This is a genomic window from Streptomyces sp. (assembly GCF_035563135.1).
In the GTDB taxonomy this organism is placed as follows: Bacteria; Actinomycetota; Actinomycetes; order Streptomycetales; family Streptomycetaceae; genus Streptomyces.
In genome coordinates, this window is record NZ_DATMVN010000183.1 from 1 (window position 1) to 20603 (window position 20603).

At 67.7% G+C, this 20603-nt stretch carries 15 protein-coding genes and 4 pseudogenes; 5 read left to right on the forward strand and 14 right to left on the reverse strand.

Going from position 1 to position 20603, the window contains the following annotated elements:
* A partial coding sequence (locus tag VN520_RS07950) for a hypothetical protein (RefSeq protein WP_325746157.1) occupies window positions 1-237 on the reverse strand: 237 nt, incomplete at its 3' end.
* A pseudogene (locus tag VN520_RS07955) lies at window positions 188-611 on the reverse strand (transposase); the annotation flags it as partial. The pseudogene VN520_RS07955 and the gene VN520_RS07950, both read right to left, overlap by 50 nt.
* 124 nt (window positions 612-735) lie before the next feature.
* Here VN520_RS07955 and VN520_RS07960 point away from each other — a divergent pair.
* A pseudogene (locus VN520_RS07960) lies at window positions 736-909 on the forward strand (integrase core domain-containing protein); the annotation flags it as partial.
* 239 nt (window positions 910-1148) lie between these two features.
* Here VN520_RS07960 and VN520_RS07965 read toward each other — a convergent pair.
* Entirely contained in the window at window positions 1149-2096 is a 948-nt protein-coding gene (locus VN520_RS07965; protein WP_325746144.1) for a glycosyltransferase family 2 protein, read from the reverse strand.
* An 862-nt stretch (window positions 2097-2958) separates the two neighbouring features.
* Here VN520_RS07965 and VN520_RS07970 point away from each other — a divergent pair.
* Window positions 2959-4329 carry a GH39 family glycosyl hydrolase gene (locus VN520_RS07970; protein ID WP_325746145.1) on the forward strand — a complete coding sequence of 457 codons (1371 nt, stop codon included), beginning with the start codon at window positions 2959-2961 and terminating at the stop codon, window positions 4327-4329.
* A 227-nt stretch (window positions 4330-4556) separates the two neighbouring features.
* Here VN520_RS07970 and VN520_RS07975 read toward each other — a convergent pair.
* Window positions 4557-4700: pseudogene (locus VN520_RS07975) on the reverse strand (IS3 family transposase); the annotation flags it as partial.
* 385 nt (window positions 4701-5085) lie between these two features.
* Here VN520_RS07975 and VN520_RS07980 point away from each other — a divergent pair.
* Both VN520_RS07980 and VN520_RS07985 read left to right on the forward strand, forming a co-directional pair.
* A complete protein-coding gene (locus VN520_RS07980) occupies window positions 5086-6129 on the forward strand; it encodes a hypothetical protein (RefSeq protein WP_325746146.1) in 1044 nt (347 codons plus the stop codon).
* Window positions 6126-7142: a hypothetical protein gene (locus tag VN520_RS07985; RefSeq protein WP_325746147.1), complete on the forward strand. Its 1017-nt coding sequence runs from the start codon at window positions 6126-6128 to the stop codon at window positions 7140-7142. Before VN520_RS07980 ends, VN520_RS07985 begins: the two co-directional genes overlap by 4 nt.
* Here VN520_RS07985 and VN520_RS07990 read toward each other — a convergent pair.
* The 9 genes and pseudogenes from VN520_RS07990 to VN520_RS08030 form a co-directional block, all read right to left on the reverse strand.
* Complete coding sequence (locus VN520_RS07990; RefSeq protein WP_325746148.1) at window positions 7135-8235, reverse strand: hypothetical protein; 1101 nt, start codon at window positions 8233-8235, stop codon at window positions 7135-7137. The genes VN520_RS07985 and VN520_RS07990 overlap by 8 nt on opposite strands.
* A complete protein-coding gene (locus VN520_RS07995) occupies window positions 8232-9029 on the reverse strand; it encodes a CPBP family intramembrane glutamic endopeptidase (RefSeq protein WP_325746149.1) in 798 nt (265 codons plus the stop codon). The genes VN520_RS07990 and VN520_RS07995 overlap by 4 nt, the downstream gene beginning before the upstream one ends.
* A gap of 74 nt (window positions 9030-9103) precedes the next feature.
* Window positions 9104-9352, reverse strand: a complete 249-nt coding sequence (locus VN520_RS08000) for a hypothetical protein (RefSeq protein ID WP_325746150.1) — start codon at window positions 9350-9352, stop codon at window positions 9104-9106.
* A complete protein-coding gene (locus tag VN520_RS08005; protein ID WP_325746151.1) occupies window positions 9349-9732 on the reverse strand; it encodes a hypothetical protein in 384 nt (127 codons plus the stop codon). The genes VN520_RS08000 and VN520_RS08005 overlap by 4 nt, the downstream gene beginning before the upstream one ends.
* Complete coding sequence (locus tag VN520_RS08010) at window positions 9729-12944, reverse strand: hypothetical protein (RefSeq protein WP_325746152.1); 3216 nt, start codon at window positions 12942-12944, stop codon at window positions 9729-9731. The genes VN520_RS08005 and VN520_RS08010 overlap by 4 nt, the downstream gene beginning before the upstream one ends.
* Window positions 12941-13825, reverse strand: a complete 885-nt coding sequence (locus VN520_RS08015; RefSeq protein WP_325746153.1) for a glycosyltransferase — start codon at window positions 13823-13825, stop codon at window positions 12941-12943. Before VN520_RS08015 ends, VN520_RS08010 begins: the two co-directional genes overlap by 4 nt.
* 509 nt (window positions 13826-14334) lie before the next feature.
* Complete coding sequence (locus tag VN520_RS08020) at window positions 14335-15720, reverse strand: hypothetical protein (protein ID WP_325746154.1); 1386 nt, start codon at window positions 15718-15720, stop codon at window positions 14335-14337.
* 342 nt (window positions 15721-16062) lie between these two features.
* Entirely contained in the window at window positions 16063-16995 is a 933-nt protein-coding gene (locus tag VN520_RS08025) for a glycosyltransferase family 2 protein (RefSeq protein WP_325746155.1), read from the reverse strand.
* A gap of 573 nt (window positions 16996-17568) precedes the next feature.
* A pseudogene (locus VN520_RS08030) lies at window positions 17569-17912 on the reverse strand (transposase); the annotation flags it as partial.
* A gap of 751 nt (window positions 17913-18663) precedes the next feature.
* Here VN520_RS08030 and VN520_RS08035 point away from each other — a divergent pair.
* Window positions 18664-19674: a glycosyltransferase family 2 protein gene (locus VN520_RS08035; RefSeq protein WP_325746156.1), complete on the forward strand. Its 1011-nt coding sequence runs from the start codon at window positions 18664-18666 to the stop codon at window positions 19672-19674.
* Between the two features lie 514 nt (window positions 19675-20188).
* On the opposite strand, the gene VN520_RS39575 is transcribed toward VN520_RS08035, so the two are convergent.
* The gene (locus VN520_RS39575; protein WP_414719793.1) at window positions 20189-20593 is read right to left on the reverse strand and encodes a sugar transferase; all 405 of its coding nucleotides are present in this window, start codon (window positions 20591-20593) and stop codon (window positions 20189-20191) included.
* Window positions 20594-20603: the final 10 nt, after the last annotated feature.

Below are 20603 nucleotides of genomic sequence, written 5' to 3' on the forward strand. Positions count from 1 at the left end.
GTAGGGGAGGAGGTAGAGGCAGGCGTCGGTGAACTGCGCGGCGGTCAGGCCGCGCAGGACGTGGACCGCCGACCGGATCTCCTGCTCGCTGCGCGGCTCGTCGTGGACGTAGAGCAGCCAGACGGCGTCCTCGTCGGCGAGATCGAGCAGCGTGGTGCGCGGCCGCAGCCGCAGCCGTACGGCCTCGATCGGCGCAGATCCGGCTGACCTCGGACTTGCTGATCCCGGTGTCGGCACCAAGTGCCTTGACCAGGTCGTCGACCTTGCGGGTGGATACGCCGTGCAAGTAGGCCTCCATGACGACGGCGAACGGCGCTGGTCGATTCGCCGGCGGCGTTCCAGCGGTGGGGGGAAGAACGACCCGGTGCGCAGCTTCGGAATCCGCAGCTCCAGATCCACGGCCGTCGTCGATAGCGTGCGCGGCCGCGAGCCGTTGCGGTGAGCGGTGCGGGCCTCGGTGCGCTCGTGCGGCGCCGCGCCGATCACCGCGGTGAGCTCGGCCTCGATCAGGGCCGGTAGATAGTGGTGACCGCCGACCGGATTCGGTCGTCGACATCGGCGGCTTTCAGTGCGTCGAGTACCTCAAGCAGGGTAGACTCGTCCAGGGTCATCGTGTGCTGTGTCCTTCCGCAAGAACCATTGGCGTGGCCTCGCTGACCATCACACGATGGCCCCTCGCACGTGGACGCCCACGCGGGCAGTGGCCTGGACTTCTACCACCTCGCGGGACATCACCAGGCTGAACGCCTCAATCGCTCCCTGGCCACCGAGTGGGCCTATCGGAAGGCATTCACGAGTTACGATGACCGCGCCGCCGCCGTTGCCCCATGGATTGAGCACTACAACACTCAACGCCGCGACAGCGCACTCGGCGGTCACCCGCAGGTTAGCCGACTGGCACCAACCTGATGGCTGAATACAACTAGATGCCGCGCTGCTTGTCATGCCGGGTCCAAACGCCAGGTATTGCTCACCTGGTGGCTCCACCGTGGTGCTTCTTCGTGCAAAGCCTGGATTTGAGGCTCATTGACAGCAAGGGAGCTCGAGCGGCCCCAGCAGCGGTCCGCCCGTAGGCCTAGCTCGACGATTACGCGTCGTCGCTCGTCGCAGCACCTCCGCGGGGAGGAGGCGCCGATGTTGTGGAACCGTCACCACCCTCGGCGTTCACAAGCGGCTAAGCGGATGCGCGTGAAAACGTAACTACTGACCGTCAACGCGGCGCCTTCCACGATGGCCCAAGAACGGGCCGCACCGGTACGGTCGCCGCGACGGAGGTCTCGGAGGCCGCGCGCCACCCCTGCCGGCAGGGTCTGCCGTACGTATGCCCGCTCCGCCGTCAGGGCCGAGTCGCCGCGGGCCAGCCGGCTCACTACCGCCTTCGATCGGCCTTCGCCCCGGCACCGGCGTCGAAAGTACTGACGGGTCGCCCGGTCCGTCGTAACGGTGTGACGGCAGACAGCCGACGGTTCGATCAGGATGCGTCCGTCCGGATGAGCCCGGCGGACCCTGATGGAGAACTCCGTCTCCTCGCAACCTGCCGTGTCCTTGCCCAATCGACCAACGCTCGTGTCGAAGCCGCCCGCGACCGCGAACACCTGCCGCCGGAAGCTCATATTGGCGCCGATCGGGTTGCGCACCTCAGCTCGGGTTCGAGGCTGCCCCTCGTAGCTGCACCCCACGACCCACAGGAACTCCTCAGGAAACCACGCCGGCCGTGGCGCCCGCCAGGCCGGGACCACTGCGCCACCAACTCCAAGGACGACCGCGTCGGTGTACGCCTCGAGGAGCTGCGCTGCCCAGTTGGCGTCGGCGGCGGCATCGTCGTCGAGGAAGGCGATCACGTCTCCGGTGGCCGCTTCCACGCCGGTGTTCCGGGCCCCTGACAGTCCTCGCGGCCCGGAGTTCGGCAGGCACCTGATGTCCGGAAAAGCGGCTCGGGCGCGATCCAGCAGTTCCTCGTTGTGATCACTGACGAGAATGACCTCATTTGGTGGACGCGACTGCCGCCGCACACTCTCGACGGCCGTCTGGATGTCGCCCCACCGCTCAAGCGTGTAGGCGCATATGAGCACGGTCAGGCGCAGGGGCTCAGTCATCTCGCTCCGCGCCGCGGGTGAGCGAAGCAGGGGCGGACTCGTGCGGCGCGAGGCGCCGGCACAGCCCGAACAGCAGCCCTGCAACACGGGGCGTCAGCGGCCACCACGTGCCTGCCGTCCTGAGGGTTGCCCAGCGTGAGCGGACCGGTGACCGGTCCGCAGGCCAGGCCGGTGTCCGTCTCCTCGACGTTGGCGCACGGGACCAGCGTGGACGGTGGAGACTCCGCGCGGGTCGATCAGCGAGCTTTCCATGGCGGCGTCCTAAGGGACGAGACGGCCGGTTTCGCTTCTGCTCGCCAGCGAGTCATGGTGACCTGAACGACCGGCGGGTCATCGCGAGCCCGGGCTGTGAGCGTGGACTGGGTCGCCGCCTCGCGGCGGTGGGGACACGAACGGAGATTGGTTCAAGAAGAGGTACCTCAGGTCGACTGCACTGTCTACCGGGCGAAGTGCTTCACGGGAGAACTCCGACGGTGAGGTCATGGCTCGGGCGAGGCGCTACTGTCGGTATCCATTGCAGTCGAAAACCTGTGACGCAATCACGCTGCTGCTTCCGCTGCGGTGGGTGCCCTTGATGTAGAAGTGACGTTGCGGTTGCACCGCCTTCGCCCCCTCCGCTCCGACTCCCTAGGGGCGTCAGTCACGGCCACTTTCGTGCGCGGCCACGATGCGGTCACTCCGCCGCGGACCATATTCAGCAGTGCCGCGACGGGGCATCAGGTGATTTGTCGTCGAGGTGCGTGCTGAAGGCGTCGTCGAAGGGAGTGAACCCACATATCGTCAGCGGCAAGCTGATGGGAGCCAGCACGTTGTGGTTTCGCTCTTGCGCGGGGTCCACGTGCGCTGCACCGGAGGAGCACGCATGTACCGGCAGGACGGTCTTGAGGGGGCATCGACAACTCCGGCCGTCGATGGGCCCGTCCTCGCTATACGTCCCCCTGCAGTCGAGGGCAAGCTCGGGCGGGCCTCTTCGCGGACGCGGTGGTTCGACTGGGAAGTGTCTCTCTGGATGGCAGTGGTCTGCATGCTGCTGACCGCGTTCGGAAGCTCACCAGCGGGGCTGTCGGGCACCCTGCGACACCCACTACCAGGGCTTGCGGTGGGAGCGACCCACACCCAGTACTCGATCGACTCGTCGACGCCAGCACAGTCGGCGGCCAGGGCCCTCGAAGTCATCCGGGAAGTCGCTCCGGTGCAGAACCAGCACCTAATGGGCTGGGGCGCGATGAACCCCGAACCGTCGCCGGGGCACTACGACTTCTCAAGTCTCGATCGGCGGATGGAGCTGATCACCGAGGCAGGGGCCGAAGCGGTGCTCACCCTCTGCTGTGCGCCCGACTGGATGAAGGGCGAGCCGGCGGGGACCACGGATTGGAGCCGTATCGAGGCGGCTCCGAGACGCGAACACTTCGACGACTTCGCCGAACTCGCGCAGGTAGCAGCTCAGCGCTACGCCCACGTGCACCGGTTCGTCGTGTGGAACGAGTTAAAAGGGTTCTACGACAGTGGCTCGAACCACTGGGACGCCGCTGCCTATACCGATCTGTACAACCGCGTCTACACGGCCATCAAGCAGGTGCGGCCGGACGCGCTCGTGGGAGGGCCTTACGTCATCGTCGACTCCTGGGCTTCCGAGTGGGCGGGAGGGCACCGGTCGACGCTCAAGGGGCCGTGGGGAACCGTCGACCAGCGATCCCTGGATGTCCTCCGGTACTGGCTCGACCATGCTGTAGGCGCTGATTTCGTCGCGCTGGACGGCGGCACGCACACACACGACCGTGGTCTCATCACCACCGACTTCGTGGCCACAGCGAAGCTCTCGACGGTGACCGAGTGGGTTCGGGCGCGTACCGACCTGCCGATCTGGTGGGTAGAGCTGGGAGCGGAAACGGGTGACGAGTCGGCGCCTGCGGCCGACCCCCGCAGAGCCGCCGTCATGGTTCACGCGCTGGTGACGGTGGCTCATGCGGGAGCCTCCGGGGCACTTCTCTGGCGTCCGCGCGAGGACCCTGATCGGACGAGCGTGGCCCTGTTCTCCGACACCTCCTCGCCTTCGGGAGGTAAACCGCTGCCACTTTCTACGCTGCTCGCCATGGTGGGCCGTCAGTTGCAGGAGGATCCGCGGCAGGTCCTGTCGACGTGGTACCCCTCCGCATCGCTGTGGACTCTGGTGACACCTGGGGGGTCCGCGATGTGGTCCCCCGACACCGGGCTCCGCATCGTGGAGGAGTGACGCTCCGCACGGCCGTGCGTGACCCGCAGCAACAGAGATCTCGACGCGATGACCGTCAATGGCAAATGGCGGGGCGTCCAGGATGACGTAAGGACGGACTTCCACAGCATCGACGTCGCTGGGGGTGCGTCCCCGACGGGTTGATGCGCTTCCGAGTCTCGAAGGGAGAAGTCGACCACCACGCGGCGGACTACATCGGGACTGCTGCACGTAGGTGACAGGTTGGGTCAGGCGGCCTGAAGGGCTGCCGTGCGGCTGATTGTTTCGTATTCGATAGGCGTGAGGCGGCCGAGGGCGTCCTGACGGCGCCAGCGGTAGGTCCGTTCGATCCAGGTGACGATCGCGATGCGCAACTCCTGGCGGATGGCCCAGCAGTACATGGGGATCTGTCAGGCTGACGGTCCGGTGCGAATAGGCGGTTCACCCGGAGTCCGTCCAACGAGCGGAGGGATGCGGACCGACAATTGGAACGCAAGCCGCAGAGCCACTCCTTCAGTAGGAGGCACTGCATTGAGCGAACCATTGACTTCGTAGGCGTGACGATGGCCGCGCCGACGCGGAGTTACCGGACTTCGGTCGGGTGGGGCCTCTGCGCGCCGTCCGCGGAGACCGGGACCAGGACCGGGACCGGAAAGGGTCCTGGAAGAGGCTGGTCCCTGTAGGTTTTCTCCGGTGATGGTGTACGACATGTCCGGTCGTGTTTCCTTGGGTGTCGCCGGAGACGATCGACGCGCTCTAGCGGCAGTCGCGCGGGAGATGGATCCGTTCCCGGCCGCCAACGCGGCGCCAGCCGACCGGCCGGACGTCGTCCTGGAGTGGCGCGACGGCCCACCCGGCCGGTTCCTGGACGTGCACAATCCCGCTCGTGACGGCATGACGACCGCCTACGACGGCCAGGACCTCCACCTGATATCAGGTGACCGCAGTTGCGCGATCGTCTCCTCCCCGGACGGCGGCCTGACGCTGCGCTGCCCGCCCGCCTTCCCTCTGGCCCCGCTCTTCCGGACGGTCGTCCGCCCCGCTCTCCAGATGGCAGCGATAGGCCACGACACTGCTGCAGTGCACAGCGCGGCCGTGGAGATCGACGGGCGGGCCGTCCTAGTCGCTGGCTGGTCGGAGAGCGGCAAGACGGAGACCGCGCTGGCACTCGTCGAGGACGGGGCCGGCTGGCTCTCGGACAAGTGGACGCTGCTGGGGGCGGACGCGCAGGCATCGGCCTTCCCCGTCAACGTGGGCGTCCGCCGCTGGGTTCTCGCGTGTCTTCCCCGACTCGCCAACGGGCTGCCGCGCCCCGCGAGGGTCCAGGTTGCTATGGCTGGTGCGCTCGCTCGCGCCACCCGGCCCGTGCGGCGGCAGGGCTCCCGCGGCGGTCGGCCCGCTGCTGCGGCCGCCGTCGCGGAGCGGGCTGTGAGCCTGGTCGATCGTGCAGCGCTCAGAACGAGCGACATCCGCGCGGCTTACGGCCAGACCGACGATCCAACACGACGCCTCCCGCTCGGGACGTTGGTACTGCTCACGACGGTTCCCGGCTCGACCGTCTCGGTCGAGACCGGGGAACCCGGATGGAGTGCAGCCAGGCTTGCGCTGACGGGCGCGTATGAGCGGCACGACTGGCTCATGCTGCAGGACCGTCTCCGGTATGCCGACCCCTCGCTCGCTGGGGACGGGCGCGACCGCACATCGGGCGCGGAACGCGGGATACTCGAACGGGCGCTGGCTGGGGCACGGATCCTCCACGTCCGGGCGCCGTTCCCCGTCGACCCGCGGCGCGTGGCCGCTGCCGTCCGTGAGGCAATGTGACCGCGCACGCGTCCGACTACACATTCGCCGATTCGGTGCTGCTCCGTATCCGAGGGCCGCGGCGCCTGCTCAAGCACTTCAACGCCGAGTACGAGGAGGCCCGGACCGCCCCGGTCCTCGAGCCGGACATCGACGTCAGCATCGCATTCGGCGGCCCAGCCGACAGGCTCCCGGGCGGCGCGGAAGTGACCGGCGGGCACAAGACCGCGCGGTGGCGGGTGATTTTGGGACCGCCGGACGCCCGACCGCTCCGCGCGGCGATCCGGCTCGCCGGCGGGCCGCCGTCTTTCGCGCTGTCGCTCGTGCAGGGCTATTTCGTGGAGGCACTCGTGGCGGTGGCGTTGGCAGGCGCTGAGCGGATCGCGCTGCCGGCCGCAGCGTTCGCCGACGACGGGGGCGCCACGGTGGTACTCGGTCGGTCCGGCGCCGGGAAGACCACGCTGACCGCTCGGGCGCTTGCGGCCGGAAGGACCGTCCTGAGCGACGACCAGGTCATCTTGGACGCATCCGGCCGCTGCTGGCGTTACCCGCGCCGCCTGCGGCTGTATCCCGACATCGAGGAGACCGCTCCACAAGCCTGGTCACGGCTTACGGCAGGGACCCGTTCGACCCTCCACCACCGGGCACTGCTGCGCCGGCTGACGCGGGGCTACGTCGCACCGTCGCTCGCCGTTCCCGCCTCCGACATCAGCGCCACGGTGACGTCCGACCCCCTGCCGCTCCGACGCCTCGTCGTCGTCGAGCGATACGAGAACGGCGAGTTCACCGCGCGCCCTCAGCCGGCAGCCTGGGTGATCGGGCAGGCAGAGGAGCTGCTCGCGCAGCAACGCGCTCGCTTCGCCGGTGCGGTGAGCGGTGCCTGGACGGATACCCTCGACGCCGTACTGCAGGCGGAGCGCCGGACGGTCTCCGCCGCGCTGAGGGGCGTGCAGGCAACGAGCCTCGCCGTTCCGCGGGCCTGGGGCGCGCGGCGGGCGGTCGACACCCTGGACTCCTACCTCGGACTCACGTGAGACCGATGAGGCGCGCTCGCGGACCCGCTCCCGGCGACTGCTCGACGACAACGACGCCGAACCGCCTCTCACCTCCCGGTACCCGGCGAGTCATGGACGACCACGTCCCCGGGTTGAGGTACCGGGCGGTCCCGCCGATGAGAGGCACGTCCTCGGCCAGGTGCGTGTGCCCGAACAGGTAGAACGGCACCGCGGCTCCTTCCGCATCGAGCACCTGGTGCACCGCCTGTGCCGCTGCATGCATGTACGGCACGTCCGCATTCGATCGATGACGGAACCGGCGAGCGGCCATGACGGCGAGCCGGCGCGTGATGGAGACCGGCGTGGCCGCGGATCGTCGGTCGATGGCGACCACCACCCTGGGCGGTAGGCCGGCGAGCGGGGTGGAGTGGAGCAGGCGCTCGCGCTGGGGACGGTGGCGCTCGGCACGAGCCAGCCTGCCCAGCCCGCTGAGCAGTCCTATGCCCATGCGTGTTGCCAGGACGGCCAGGGCGGCGGTCGACGCCGAGGGGGCGCGTCGCCGGAGATGGACGAGGGCGTCCACGTAGGAACCGGGGGGAACGGGGAGCGGGCGATCCGCCTGAGGATGATTCGCGGCCAGGCCGGGGAAGCGGTTGACGTCGTGGTGCTGTTGACCGTGCTCCGCGTAGAGGACGCCCGGGATGTACAGCATCCACGGGTGGACCTCGATGGTGCCTGGGAGCGCCTCCCGCAGGCGGCCCTGGACGGCCGGCATCGACAACTCCATGTCATGGTTGCCGGCGACGAAGTCGATGCGGTGGCCGGCCGCCAGGAGGTCGCGCAGGGCCGCGATGACCAGTGGATGTGCGGCAATGATCTGGTCGAGCTTGCGCACCGCCTCCGACGGACGCGTCGCGGGACTCATCCGACGCCCCGGCAGACCAACTGCGGGGAAGTCGAACGTGTCGCCCAGGAGGACAAGCCGGATGGGCGCGTTGGAGGCGTCGGACATAAGGTCTCTGATCGTCTTGGCGAGCCGGTCGTCCTCGGTGAAGGGATCGTGCTCACCACAGGCCAGGTGCAAGTCGGCGAGGAGGGCGATCCGGCTTTCCGACGGTGGTTGGTCGGTCATCCGATCGCGGGCCAGATCACCAGCGCGCTGGCAGCCATGAGCCCGTGGGCGATCGCCACGGGGGCCAGCAGCCGAGTGCGGCGCAGGTACCAACCGAAGGCAATGCCGAGCACAGCCATGAACACCAGGACACCAGGATCGCCAACCGGCAGGTAAGCGGCGACGAAGAGGACGTCGGCAAGGACGACCGCCCAAACCCCGAACACGCGTTCGAGGGTGCGCATGATGAGACCGCGGAAGAGGAGCTCCTCGAGGACTCCGGCGAAGAGGAACGTCACTGGTACCCCCACGGCAATCGTCAACGCCCCATCCGGATGGTCGAGCGCGGGCAGTGGGAGGAGCGCATGGGCCACCCACCCCAGGGGAAGTCCTGCGAGCGCGACTGCGACTGCCGTCCATTCCGGCGTCGGGTGGATCTGCTCGTCCGGCCCGGGAAAGCCTCGGGACATCCACAGCACCCCGAGCAGCAGAGGCAGCCCGGTCAGCACATAGGTGGCCGGTTCGTAGTACTGCGGCGTCAGCGCCAGGGAAGTCAGGCGTCCCAGAGGGACGAGAGCGAGGACGAGGATCGTCGCCTCCTCGGCGAGGACCCAGCGAAGTAGGAATGCCAGCAGGAGGCGCCCATGCGCCACGGCACCGGCGACCGGGTCGACGAACGCGACAGTTGATTCCGCCGCGACGACCGCTAGAACTGCGGCGAGCACCGCTGTGCGTTCGCTCTCGTCGGCCGGCCCGGTGCGACCGCGGAGGACCCCGGCGATCGGCCCGGCGACGTGATGTCTCCGAGAGCGCACGGGCCATCCGCGTAGCCGGGCAGCGAGGCCAGACGCGGGACCGGGCGCGTAGTGCTCCCCGGGACGCCACCGGTTCACAGGGCCAACTCCAGGAACCGGGCGGTGATGACCAACGCGGAACAGATCACCAAGGGCACGACGACCGCTGCTGCGACCGCTGCTCGGTGTGCGCGGTCGGGCGTCAGGGCACCTCGCGTCATCTCCCGCGGAACCACGAGCGCCAGGAGTGTTGCGAGGACGACGAGCGCCATTGACCCGGGCAGCCAGTCGCCTCCGGACGCCCGCGCGACGTCGCCCGCCAGACCCGACACGAGCGCACTCACGATCCGGCCTTCCCGTCTCCCCCTCTGTGGCGGAGTCGGACGAATTGCACTGCCGCTCCCACGAATGCGACCCCCGTCAGCACGGCAATGCCATCGCCGGCGGTGCGATTGCCGGCATAGGTGAGCAGACCGATGACCAGGACGTCGAGCGCAAGGCTGACGCCGATCACGAGGGATGATTCGCGCCAGGGATCCGGGATGTCCAGCAGGCCGACCAGGGCGAGTCCTGGTCCCACGATGAGGAAAGCCAACAGCACGATCACGCGGACGGCGGACGGGGCAGACATACCGGGAACGGTGAGGGCCACGAGGCCGAGCCCAATGACGAGCCCCGGTCGCCACCACGGAGGTGCGCTGAGCGGCGCGGTGTGCATGGTCATGGCTCCTCCCTGAGCGCGAACACCGTCGCATCGGCGTTCCTGTAGACGACGAGGTACCGATGGCTCGCGAGCGCGCCCTGCTGGAGGTCGTGCACGGAGCCCCAGCTGGGCGGACCCAACATCTCCTCCGTGCTCAGTTGCGAGCGGGTGATGAGGAGGTACGCGGTGCCGTCGCCGCTTCTGCCCTCGAGGACGCCGGCGACCCGGTCCGCGAGACGGCGTGGTGACTCCGTCGGCATCCCCGGCGGCATGGACCGGCTCAGGATCTCGACGTCGACGTCGGCGTAGCTCCGGTCCTGCCAGGGCAGGTTGGGAACAGCTGCGGCGACGACGTCTCCCGGTCCGGCGGTTGAATACAGGTAGCTGACAGCAGCACGCTCCTGCGATGTGAACAACGACGCACGTTCGTTCCCGTAACGGGTCAGCAGGAAGGCGCTCAAGAGTAGGCAGCTGACGAGCACAAGGACGCCGCTGCGCAGCCACGACCAGCGAATGCCGGTTCCGGGGAAGAGTGCCCACGCGACCAGGAGGGCCACGAACGGCAGTGCGAACAAGTAGGACCGCATCAGGACCTCCCCACCATAGGGCTGGAGGGGTACGAGGAGAAGCGGAGCGAAGGCCAGAACCGCATGGCTGGGCGCCGGGCGCCCGTGGCGGAACATGCGCAAGATGCCGATCGCGGCAAGGAGCCACAGCAGGCCGGCGAATCCCAGACGTACGTAGATAACCGCCAGGTGTTCGGCGCTGCCGGTGACCCGCTCACCGACGTTCGCGCCCACCGACGAGCCCAAACTCAGTGCCTCGGCCCAGATCTTCTGCAGGTGGCCATCCAGATACGCCGTCGCCATGTACGTCAGCCACGCCGCGATGAGCACCGACGTGATGAGCGGGAGCAGGCGCCCGGTCGTTCGGCGAGCCAGGACGAGCGTCACCAGCATGAGCAACGAGGCGAAGGGCGTGAGCTGGTGGCTCGAAACCATGGCCGCGATGATCAGGGTGCAGGCGAGGACGACACCCCCACGCTCCCTCGGCGCCACCTTGGGAGTCGGCACCTCCAGCTGTACTGGCGCCATCCCGAGGCGTCGACCGGTGGCTCTCAGGGCCGCAGCCGCCCAGGCGCGCCACCAGCGGGGCGGGCCGTCGAAGCGACCGGCCAACGTGGTCAGCACCGCGACCGCAAGTGTGACGTAGAGAACAAACGCGTAGGCCTGCGGTGCCAGGTAGTCCTGCCCGACCCAGTTCGTCAGGTAGTAGATCCACACACCGATCCACACGGTGCGCCAGTCGCCAGTCGCAGCCCTGGCGATGACCACGAGCCCGGGCAGCACGAGCAGGTTGAATACGACGGGGGCGTACGAAGCTATAGGCAGGACGCTGTCCAGGCCCGCAGCCTCCGTGATGAACTCGGCGAGCATGAAAAAGCCGGGCCAGTTGAAGTAGGCGTCGATGTTCGGGTCGACCGCGCCGCCGTTCAGGAAGTGGTCGACGACTCCTGCGTGCCGGTAGACGACGTTGAAACGAGGAACCTCCTCGAACGGCAGCGTCGTGGCGTAGAGCAGGACGATGGTCACCACCATCTGGAAGGCCAACAGCGGAGTGTTCTCACGACCACGCAGCCCTAGCGCGAAGCCCGATGCCAGAACAGCGAATGCTGCGTAGTAACCCCAGGGCAGGACGGAAACGAGACCCAGGTCGTTGATACCCGACACGTCTGCCCCACGTAGGGAGCCCCAAGCGAGGACCACAGCGACAAGGGGAAGAATCCACGCAGTCGGCAGGACCGCCCGATCGATGACGCCACCGCGGTGCTGACCAGTATCGGGCTCGGCCCACGGCAGCCGCTCGCCGGATACCACGCGCGCGCTCGATGGGATGGCCGCCGCAGGAGACGTCATGCGGAGGCGGAGAATGGCCCAGGCGCCGATCAGGGTCTGTGCCGCGAGCCAGGCGGCGGCCATGGCAGTCAGGCCTACGGTTGCGCCGGCGACCGCTGCCGCGATGACCGAGACGACGGCGCTGACGATCGCAACCGCGATCGCCTCCCGTAGCCGACGGCGAGCGCGCGCGGCGGCGTAGTAGCAGTGCACGAACGTCAGTGGGAACCAGCCGAGCACCAGGATCCGCAAGGGCGTTGCGCCGCTCTCTGCATAGTGCGGGCCGAGGAGTCCGAGCAAGGGGCCGGCGGCCACGGCGACCGTCCCGGCGAGGAGCGTGCCCAGACCGAGGGACGACCGGATGCCATGACGCACAGCCGCCGACTGCGACCGGGGATCGTTCGCGATCTCGGAGAAGACGGTCAGGCCGACCTGGACCGGAATGATGTAGACGACCCAGGCCATCATCCACACGGCGTACCAGGTCGCATTGGCGTTCGGGGACAGGAGCTCGGTGACGACGATGGGCAGGATGAGACCGGGTGTCCGCTCCGCGAGCGTCAACACGTAGTTGGGCAGTGCCGACCGGACCAACTGCCCGCTGAGCGGCCCATCGACCGACGCCCGCAGCCGGTAGCGGGGGATTGCCCGCCGCAGCTGCCACACGCCCACAGTCGTGGCAAGCGCACCCGCGACCGCCCACGGCGCGAACACGGCCCCGGCAGAGGGGGCCGGGAGGCTCAGAGCCACGGCCACCAGCCCGAGCAGCGCTCCTGCACCGAAGGCGACGTTCCGAACGAGCGCCTGGTCGCCTCTGCGTAGTGCGGTCGCTGTCTGGTCCAGCAGGATGCCGAGGGTTCCGAAGACCGCGGCCGCCACGAACAGCGCGGCGAACCCGGGCGAGTGCGCCACCACGTCGAGTTGCGCCAGCACCAGCCCCGCGAGGCCCACGAAGGCCAGGGAGAGGATGCTGCTCGCGGACATGACCAGGGTGAGGGCCGAGTTGAGGAGGACCGGTAGACGCCCTTCGTTGGCCTTCAGGTGCGTGATGACGGCCGAGCCGAATCCCAGGATCGCGATCTGAGTGCACAGCATCATGGCCGAGACGGCACCGGCCGCCAGCCCGACCTCCACGGGGGACGCGATGCGGGCGGCGAGGATCCAGAACAGAAAGCCCAGGCCCATTGACGCGACCTTCGCTGCGACTAGGGCCAGCGAGTTCACTCCTGACGGGAGCGGCTCGACGCGGTTGCTGCGCGCGCCGGCCGCCGTGCGTCGCCGGGCCCCACGGAGCATGGGCGCGGCGAGCGCGACCCGGTACGCGGCGCGACCGATCATGCGGAGGCGCGCGGAGACCGCTTCCGCCGTGCTCGCCTGAGGTGGCCGATCAGCTCACGACCCATCGCCAGGTAGTTGTAGAGCGCGAACACCAGGTAGTAGGGGATCCACTGAGGGCTCAGGCGAGCGAGGCTGAGGACTACCCCGCGGACCGCGGCGGCCGCCGGCAGACCAAGAAGGATCGTTGCTCGCACACCGTGGTTGGCCACCATGCGCCCGAGCCCGTGTCCGTCCGCGACGAATTGGCCCTTCGCGAATTCCCACGAGTCCTCGAAGCGGTGCTCGACCACCGTGCGCCGGGAGACGCCGATCCTGGCGCCGGCCTGTTGCAGCCGCCAGCGCAGGTCGACGTCCTCGCCGGAGAGAAACCGATCGTCGAATCCGTGCGTCAGTAGAGTCTCGCGGTCGAACACCGTCGCGACGACACCGAACCAGTTCTTCGAGCGGCCCGTCCGGTGGTGGTGGGCCAGGGCTCGGCCCCAGTAGCCAGAACCCGAGACGCTGTGGAGGCCCGCCTGCAGAGCGGTGTACCCCTCATCGCGGAACTCGGCGAGGAGGCGTTCCAGGTCGCCCTCCGCGAGACGCACGTCGACATCGATGAGGGCTACGAGTGGCGACGAGGCTGCCTCTGCGCCCATCCGACGCGCGGCGGGGAGTCCTCGCCCTTCATCGGACAGCACGACGGCGCCGTGGCGGCGCGCGATGTCCACGGTGCGGTCGGAGGAGAGCCCGTCGACGACGATGATCTCCCGCGGGTTGCAGCGCCGAATGGAAGCGAGGCAGCCGTCGATCAGCGACTCGGCGTTGCGTGCCGGGACGACGACGGAGACGTCGAGGGCCTGGTGGGGGGCAAGCTGCTGCAGGCGCGGGGAATCGCTCACGATCGATGCCCCGGTTTGTCGGGGGCGTTATCTGAATTCATGGATAGGTCACCTCGCGTAGACGTGGCCAGGCGGGCTGGCCTCCTGCTGGACTGTTCGCGGATGAGCACGGTCAGCCGCAGGGGCTCATTCATCTTGTTGCCCCCGCAGGTGACAGGACGCCGTAGACAGACCCATAGGGCACCAGCGTCGGCACGGCGCGATGATAGGTGGATAAGTGCCCTCAGTCGTCAGCGTGCCCCTCCTTCGTCCCAAGCCGTTCGACATGAGCAGTAGGGCACCGATTTCGCGTTCGGGTCCAGGGTGGTGATGGACTTTGTGCTGTCATAGGTGATCGCAGCGGGCACCGCGCTACCGGTGCCGCTTCGAAGGTGAGCGGCTGGGAAGTCATGGTGGCTGGGCCCATCCCCTCAGAGAAGGTCGCCGTCACGTTCGAGGACAGCGCGACGCCGGCGCGCCGCGCCTCGGGTTGAGCCCGAGGCGACGGTCGGTGCCGTCGCGGCCGCCCGTTAGGTCGTAGGGCCGTCGTAGAAGTGCCAGTACCGGGAGGTGGCGTTGACGTCGGCGATGACCAGGGCGCCGCTGTTCGTGGTGCTGGCGCCGCCGGCCCGCCCATTGTTGATGTTTTGCTTGGTCGAGGAGGCGTTGTGCACATACTGGTCGACGTCGAGGATCCTGAGAACCTTGTCCGTCGTGAAGCTGATGGCGTCCAGCGGCGTGGATTTCTCGTAGATGGCACCGCCGGACGAGCTGCACGTGCCGGCGTTCGGGCTCCCGCTCGGCTTCGGGTAAGTCGCGAACGTCCGTAGTCGTTGCGCGGCCTCGTCGATGAGCAGGATGACCCGGTTGGGACACTCGGACACCGTTGCGATCTGTGTCACCGACCAGGTTCCGTCAGTGGACATCGCGAAGAGCTGAATGAGCGCCTGTGAGGCCCTGGTGAAGGAGGTTTTCACCGCGGCGAAGACATTCGCTCCCGATGAGTCGAGCCATTTGAGGTTCAGGTGGTCGTCTCCGCTGCGGTACCCGGTGGCTACCGCGGTCGGTGTGCTCCACGACATGGGCGCGGCAGTGTCATCGTGGACGCTCCAGTAGAAGCCGTCGGTGTCGTTGCCGACCTGCCGACTCCACATCAGACCCACCCGGCCGGATCCGAACGCAATCACGGCGGAGGTGTCGTCGATGGACACGTTGGCCGGCGACGCTGGATCCGCTGTAGCGGGGTGTGCGAAGGGGGTCCCCCAGGTCAGCCCATCCGTCCCAGTGGTGTTCAGCCAGATCTGCTGGCCTTGTTGCCACGTGGCCCAGAGCCTGCCCGAGGAGTCCTTGTCGATCACCAACGTCTCGGTCCGGTGATTGTTGATTTGGCTGGAGCCCAGCGGTGTGTAGGTGTCCGTGGCCGAGTCGTAGCGGTAGCGGTACAGCCGGGCTGGGTACCCAGCGGCCGCGGGAACGCCGTCATGCACGAACTTGTGGCTGGCAACGTAGAGGGTTGATCCGTCCCAGAGCACGTCGTGGTGCGTGTCGGTGCGGGTTTCGGTCGTGACCCCGGTGTCGATCCAGGTCTGCGTCCCTGTATCGAACCGGAAGATGTGGAAGTCCGACGTTTCCGTGTCCCAGAGGTTGCCCCACCAGTAGCCGTCGTTGAACCAGAGGACGCTCTCAGCCCGCTTCGTCCCGGTGGGTGTTCCGGTTCCCGCGTGAGACAGCCCCTCCACCCCGACGTCCCCCGGGTCTGCCGCTGCCGGCCCAGTAGCGCCGGCGAGTTGGACGGCGAGGAAGACCACTGCCAACAGCGCGAGCAGGGCAGACGGACGCAGCCCGCGGCCGGGGCGCGCCTGGGAAGGCATCTCGTTACCCGGCAGAGCAGCCAACATGGGGGACGCTTCACGCATGGGCCGACCTCTTCTGATGGATTGACGACGCGTATCCCTGGGACCCAGTCCTTGGTTCACCGTTGCCCGTCGCCCGATCATCGTCGGGGTCCGGACAATTCTGAGCGTATGGAAGCGCCAGGTTGAGGAAAGGGTCGAAAGTGGGCTGGGTTACGGCCGTCATCTCCTCGAGACCGAGCGTTGGGATCCCCATACCTCGAACGCATCCCTGCAGCCGCTGGTGTGAAAGCGTCCTGAGAGGCGGAGGAGCGGGACGATCGGCAGCGGGTCTCCGCTGTCGAACGGTCGATGGTCGGGATTTACTCAGTGGTTTCGCGCGCCGTCCGGAGCCGGGTGCTGACATCAGGATGTCCGAACCCCCACCACGGTGTCGGTCCGTCTCTCGTGGACCGACACCCTCCTTCGCGGGTAGCTCAGTGGGCTGGGCGACCTAGGTGCTGGCACGCGACTACGGCCGTCGGTGCGGTCCTTGCCGATACCGTTCAACCGCTCGACCGCCAGAGCGCATAGGACGCGAAAGCCGTCCCGCCAGGTGTTCAGGTGGCTCTCGCCATAGATGCGGTCGAACTCGAAGCTGGCGACTTCGGTGATACGAAGCCTGGCCTTGGCGACGCGAGTGTTGATTATCGTCTCAATCTCGAAGCCGTCGCCCCAGAGCTTGAGGTCTCGCTCGTTGCCGCGCGCGTCGAGCGCCAGCGCTGGCAGGCAGTGGACCCAGAAGGCGTTGTAGCCGTAGCAGAGATCGGTGTAACGGGTGCCGAAGAGGACGTTGGCCGCCCGGTTGAGCCAGCGGTTGCCCCAGGCACGAGTGCGGGTGATGTCGGAACTGCCACCGCCGCCCGCGAATCGGGTTCCCTTGGCGAAGTCCGCGCCGGAGACGAGAGCGGAGACGAAAGCGGGGATCTCTCGCGGATCCGCCGAACCATCGGCGTCGAGCATCACCACGATCTCGCCTGTCACCGCCGCGAAGCCACAGGCCATCGCGTTGCCCTTGCCGCGCCGGTTCTGAAGAACGATTCGGACGTCCGGTCGCAGTTGGCGCGCTACCTCGATCGTCCCGTCCACACTGTGCCCGTCGACCACGATGACCTCGTGCAGGCCGGCGGGGAGGAGTGCGAACACGTGCGGGAGGTTCCTGGCCTCGTTGTAGGTCGGGACCACGACGCTGACGCGCGGCGCTCCTTGCCCCAATCGTGCTCCCGGCAGCGACTCCTGGCGCTTGTGCCATTCCACGATTGGCGAGCGAGGTTCGGGGGTGGTGGGCGTAATGGGCATGGGCTGTCCTCACGAAATGCGGACGGGCCCGGTTTCGCCTTTGCTCGCCGCCGGGCTATGGCGACCAGAACGCCCGGCGGGTCATTGCTTACCCGTGTTGCTTGTGTCGGCTGTCGATCTTCCGTCACTGTCGATCGCGTCCCCACCTCCTTCGATCCGACATCTTGATCGTCACTCTCGGTGCTCGTTCGATTCCATCGCATCCCGAGGATGAGGTTGTCGTTCTACCTGACACCAACGGGGGATGACAATAGGTGGACGGAGAATTAACAGACGGGGGCGGGTCGGATCTCGGTCCTGCTCAGGGCACTATGACCCTGATCTTGTACGGCCGGACTGAGGCGTGAAACGGCGCTGGTGTGATGATCGACTGCGGTGCTCGCTTCCCGGACGGTGAAGGTTTCGATGCAGTTAGAAGTCAGCCCATGGTCGCTCACTGTCACGAGTGGCCCCTCTTACCCCCTCTCGTCAAATTCCGAGACTGGACTGGTTCACAATGCCGCGGGCAGTTGTCGGTAGCAGATCGGCGCGGCGTTCGTAGCGGGTGCGGAGTCGCTTGAAGGCGTGCAGTCAGGCGAAGTCGCGTTCGACGACCCAGCGGTGTCGGCCGAGGCCGGAGCCGTGGGCGACGCCACGGTGGGCGATGCGTGGGCTGATGCCTCGCGCGCGCAGCAGGCGCCGGTACTTGTCGTGGTCGTAGCCGCGGTCGGCGAACGGCTCCCGGGGCCGCCGGCGGGGCCGCCCACGCTTGCCCCGGATCGGTGCACCGCCTCGACCAGCGGGATCAGCTGGGTGACGTCGTTGCGGTGCCCGCCGGTGAGGGCGACGGCCAGCGGTATGCCGCCGGCGTCGCAGATCAGGTGGTGCTTGGAACCGGGTCGCCCGCGGTCGACCAATGAGGGGCCGACGTGGTCCCCCCTTCGAGGGCGCGGATGTGCGATCCGACCACCGCACCGCTGACCAACACGATGAGGACTACGTCCACCACTCCGGGACGTCACCCGAGCGCAACCTCGAGGAGCCGACGCAGGCGGGCTCTCAGCGTGGAGAACGGTGTCGGATTGCCCCGTCCCCGTGACGTGCGGCTATGGGCGTACGCCGCGTGACTGCGACGTGGAACTGGCTCGTGTTGCACTGCTCCGCCAGGCCTAGCCTGCGACTGGCCTTGGTTCGGCGGTCGGACATTGCAACTGTCGTCGGTCAAGGACTGGGAGAAGGGCCTGTAACAGGCAAACACGTGTGTCCGTAATTGCGCAACCGTGAGCAAGGTGTAGGCACGTTGCGACCGACCGTTATCTCTAACCATCTCCACTGGAGCAAGTCGAGGCCTCAGGTCCATAGGGTAAGGGAACTCCTACTGGCTGCGACAGTAACCGTGCGTCACCCTGCCCTGTCATGATTTCACCTGACGCGGACGGTATCGCACCGCGTACATCATTTCGGCCTACTACGCTATGTGACTGCGCATGATGGCTGCGTGGCAGACGCGCGAATGGTGATGATCGCGGACACTTTCTGTTGCTTGAACCGTCATCGACCTGTTGGCGGGGCGTTGTTGCCCCTTAATCTCAGCGACCTCGCGAGTCAGGTGGACCTGGCCCCGCACGACCTCTGCTTTTGGACCGCGGCTCGCGAGCCGGCATTCATCCGTCGTTCTTGGGGACCTTCATGGAGCACACGCAGGCGCGACACGTCACCACTCCGCGCATCTCGATAGTCGTTCCAGCTATGAACGAGGCTCGCAACCTCGAAGTCGTGCTGCCGCAGTTGCCGCCGGTTCACGAAGTGATCGTCGTGGACGGCGCCTCGACCGACGGAACTGTGGAGACGGCCCAACGAGTCCTTCCCGCGGTCAAGATCGTGCGGCAGACCCGGCGAGGCAAGGGCAACGCGCTCGTGTGCGGATTCGAGGCCGCCACTGGTGACGTTGTCGTCATGTTCGACGCGGACGGATCCGCCGATGCTGCGGAGATCCCCCGCTTCGTGCAGGCGCTGCGCGACGGAGCGGACTTCGCCAAGGGCAGTCGCGTGTTGGACACAGGGGGAAGCGAGGACATCACCGTGTGGCGGTCGTGGGGCAACCGCGCACTAACGTCGTTGACCAACCTCTTGTTCGGCACTCGCTACACCGACCTCTGCTACGGCTACAACGCCTTCTGGCGTGACGTCGTGAGCCGCCTCGACCTGCCGTCTCCAGCGGCTGAGGCGCCCAGGTGGGGCGACGGCTTCGAGATCGAGACCGTCCTCAACTGCCGGATCGCAGCGGCGGGGCTGGACGTGCGTGAGGTGGCGAGTGTCGAGCGGTCACGCATCTACGGTGTGAGCAACCTCCACGCGGTCCGCGACGGGCTGCGGGTGGTGCGGACCATTCTCACCGAGCGGTGGGTCTGTCGCGCGCTCGGCCGTCGGCGTTCCCTGGCGTTCCCCGGACAGGCCGCTCCCGTCACTGTGGCTGCGGCGGAGGTGCCGGTCAGGCTCGCTGCTGCGAGACGGCGGGCAGCTGTCGTCGGCGCCTTTTCAAGGATGGTCCATCGTCGTCGATCCGGCAGTTGGGCGGTCGGGGACGGGGCGTGCCCGGGCCACATTCCGGTGCCCCGTGCGCCCGCAGATCGGGCAGTGCGCCCGGCGCGGTTCAACCAGAAGGCCGCCCGTACCTGGTCCGGCGAGCGGTCCGCGTGACCTGACGGCCGCCACGCTCAGACCCGCGGGCGGGGTGAGGCCGGCATGACGACAGCTCTCGAACGAGCCGCCTCCAGTCAGGGGAGCTGCTTCCGAGACACCTGCCGGGCATACCGGAGGTTGGGTTACAGTGAGCGTCCAATCGCCTTGCGTAACTAGTCGCGCCGATGGCGCAGCCTCGCCCGGGGGGTCCCGTCATGCCTGTGATCTTCAGCTGCGACCACGCTCCCGGGATGACGCCCCGGGACCGGTGACCGACTCCATGACGGCCGTGTTCGGTGTGCTCGTCCCCCCTGCGGTGTGCAGGTGCGGACATCTGAAGCCGGTCCACATGCACTACCGCAAGGGGACTGAGTGTTCCTGCTGTGAGTGCCCTCGCTACCAGTGGTCCGTGAGGGCCACCATCCGTGCCCGTCGGCCGGAACGCGAGTCCTGATCTGGCACGGTCGCGAGCCCCAGCTCGCGGGCGTCCCTCCGACCAGCGCCCCCTGGCACAGCGGCGCCGTCGGCCCGATCAGTGAATATGGGACCGGATGACTCGACCGCCAGGGGCAGAGCGGTGGTAACAGAAGGCTGGAGGGCCGTGCTGCGCCAGTCCTCGATCTGCGCTCTTCGACGCAGGCATGTCTCTCGCCGACCCACCTGAAGCAGTGAATGTTCCGGTCACGCGCGAGTCGGTCCTCATCTTGAACAGCACGCCGTCGCCGTCCGAGTCGTACGCCGACTCTTGCACCATGTTGTGTGCGCCAGTGACCATGCTGCGCAACTTAAGCATGGTGAAGGGCACGCCGCCGTATCCCGCCCGCTCCTGCCGGACAGCATGGGCCCGGCGCTGGTGGTGCGCACGGCGACGGCGATGCCGATCAGCATCGGGGTGAGGAGGAGCGATCCCGGCCCGGCGGCGGTGCGGTCGAAGCAGCCCTTGGTGA

Coding starts and splice junctions, on each gene's coding strand:
- VN520_RS07965 (WP_325746144.1), bottom strand. CDS start 2,096: ATGACTGAGCCCCTGCGCCTGACCGTGCTCATATGCGCCTACACGCTT.
- VN520_RS07970 (WP_325746145.1), top strand. CDS start 2,959: ATGTACCGGCAGGACGGTCTTGAGGGGGCATCGACAACTCCGGCCGTC.
- VN520_RS07980 (WP_325746146.1), top strand. CDS start 5,086: ATGGATCCGTTCCCGGCCGCCAACGCGGCGCCAGCCGACCGGCCGGAC.
- VN520_RS07990 (WP_325746148.1), bottom strand. CDS start 8,235: ATGACCGACCAACCACCGTCGGAAAGCCGGATCGCCCTCCTCGCCGAC.
- VN520_RS08005 (WP_325746151.1), bottom strand. CDS start 9,732: ATGACCATGCACACCGCGCCGCTCAGCGCACCTCCGTGGTGGCGACCG.
- VN520_RS08010 (WP_325746152.1), bottom strand. CDS start 12,944: ATGATCGGTCGCGCCGCGTACCGGGTCGCGCTCGCCGCGCCCATGCTC.
- VN520_RS08020 (WP_325746154.1), bottom strand. CDS start 15,720: ATGCGTGAAGCGTCCCCCATGTTGGCTGCTCTGCCGGGTAACGAGATG.
- VN520_RS08025 (WP_325746155.1), bottom strand. CDS start 16,995: ATGCCCATTACGCCCACCACCCCCGAACCTCGCTCGCCAATCGTGGAA.
- VN520_RS08035 (WP_325746156.1), top strand. CDS start 18,664: ATGGAGCACACGCAGGCGCGACACGTCACCACTCCGCGCATCTCGATA.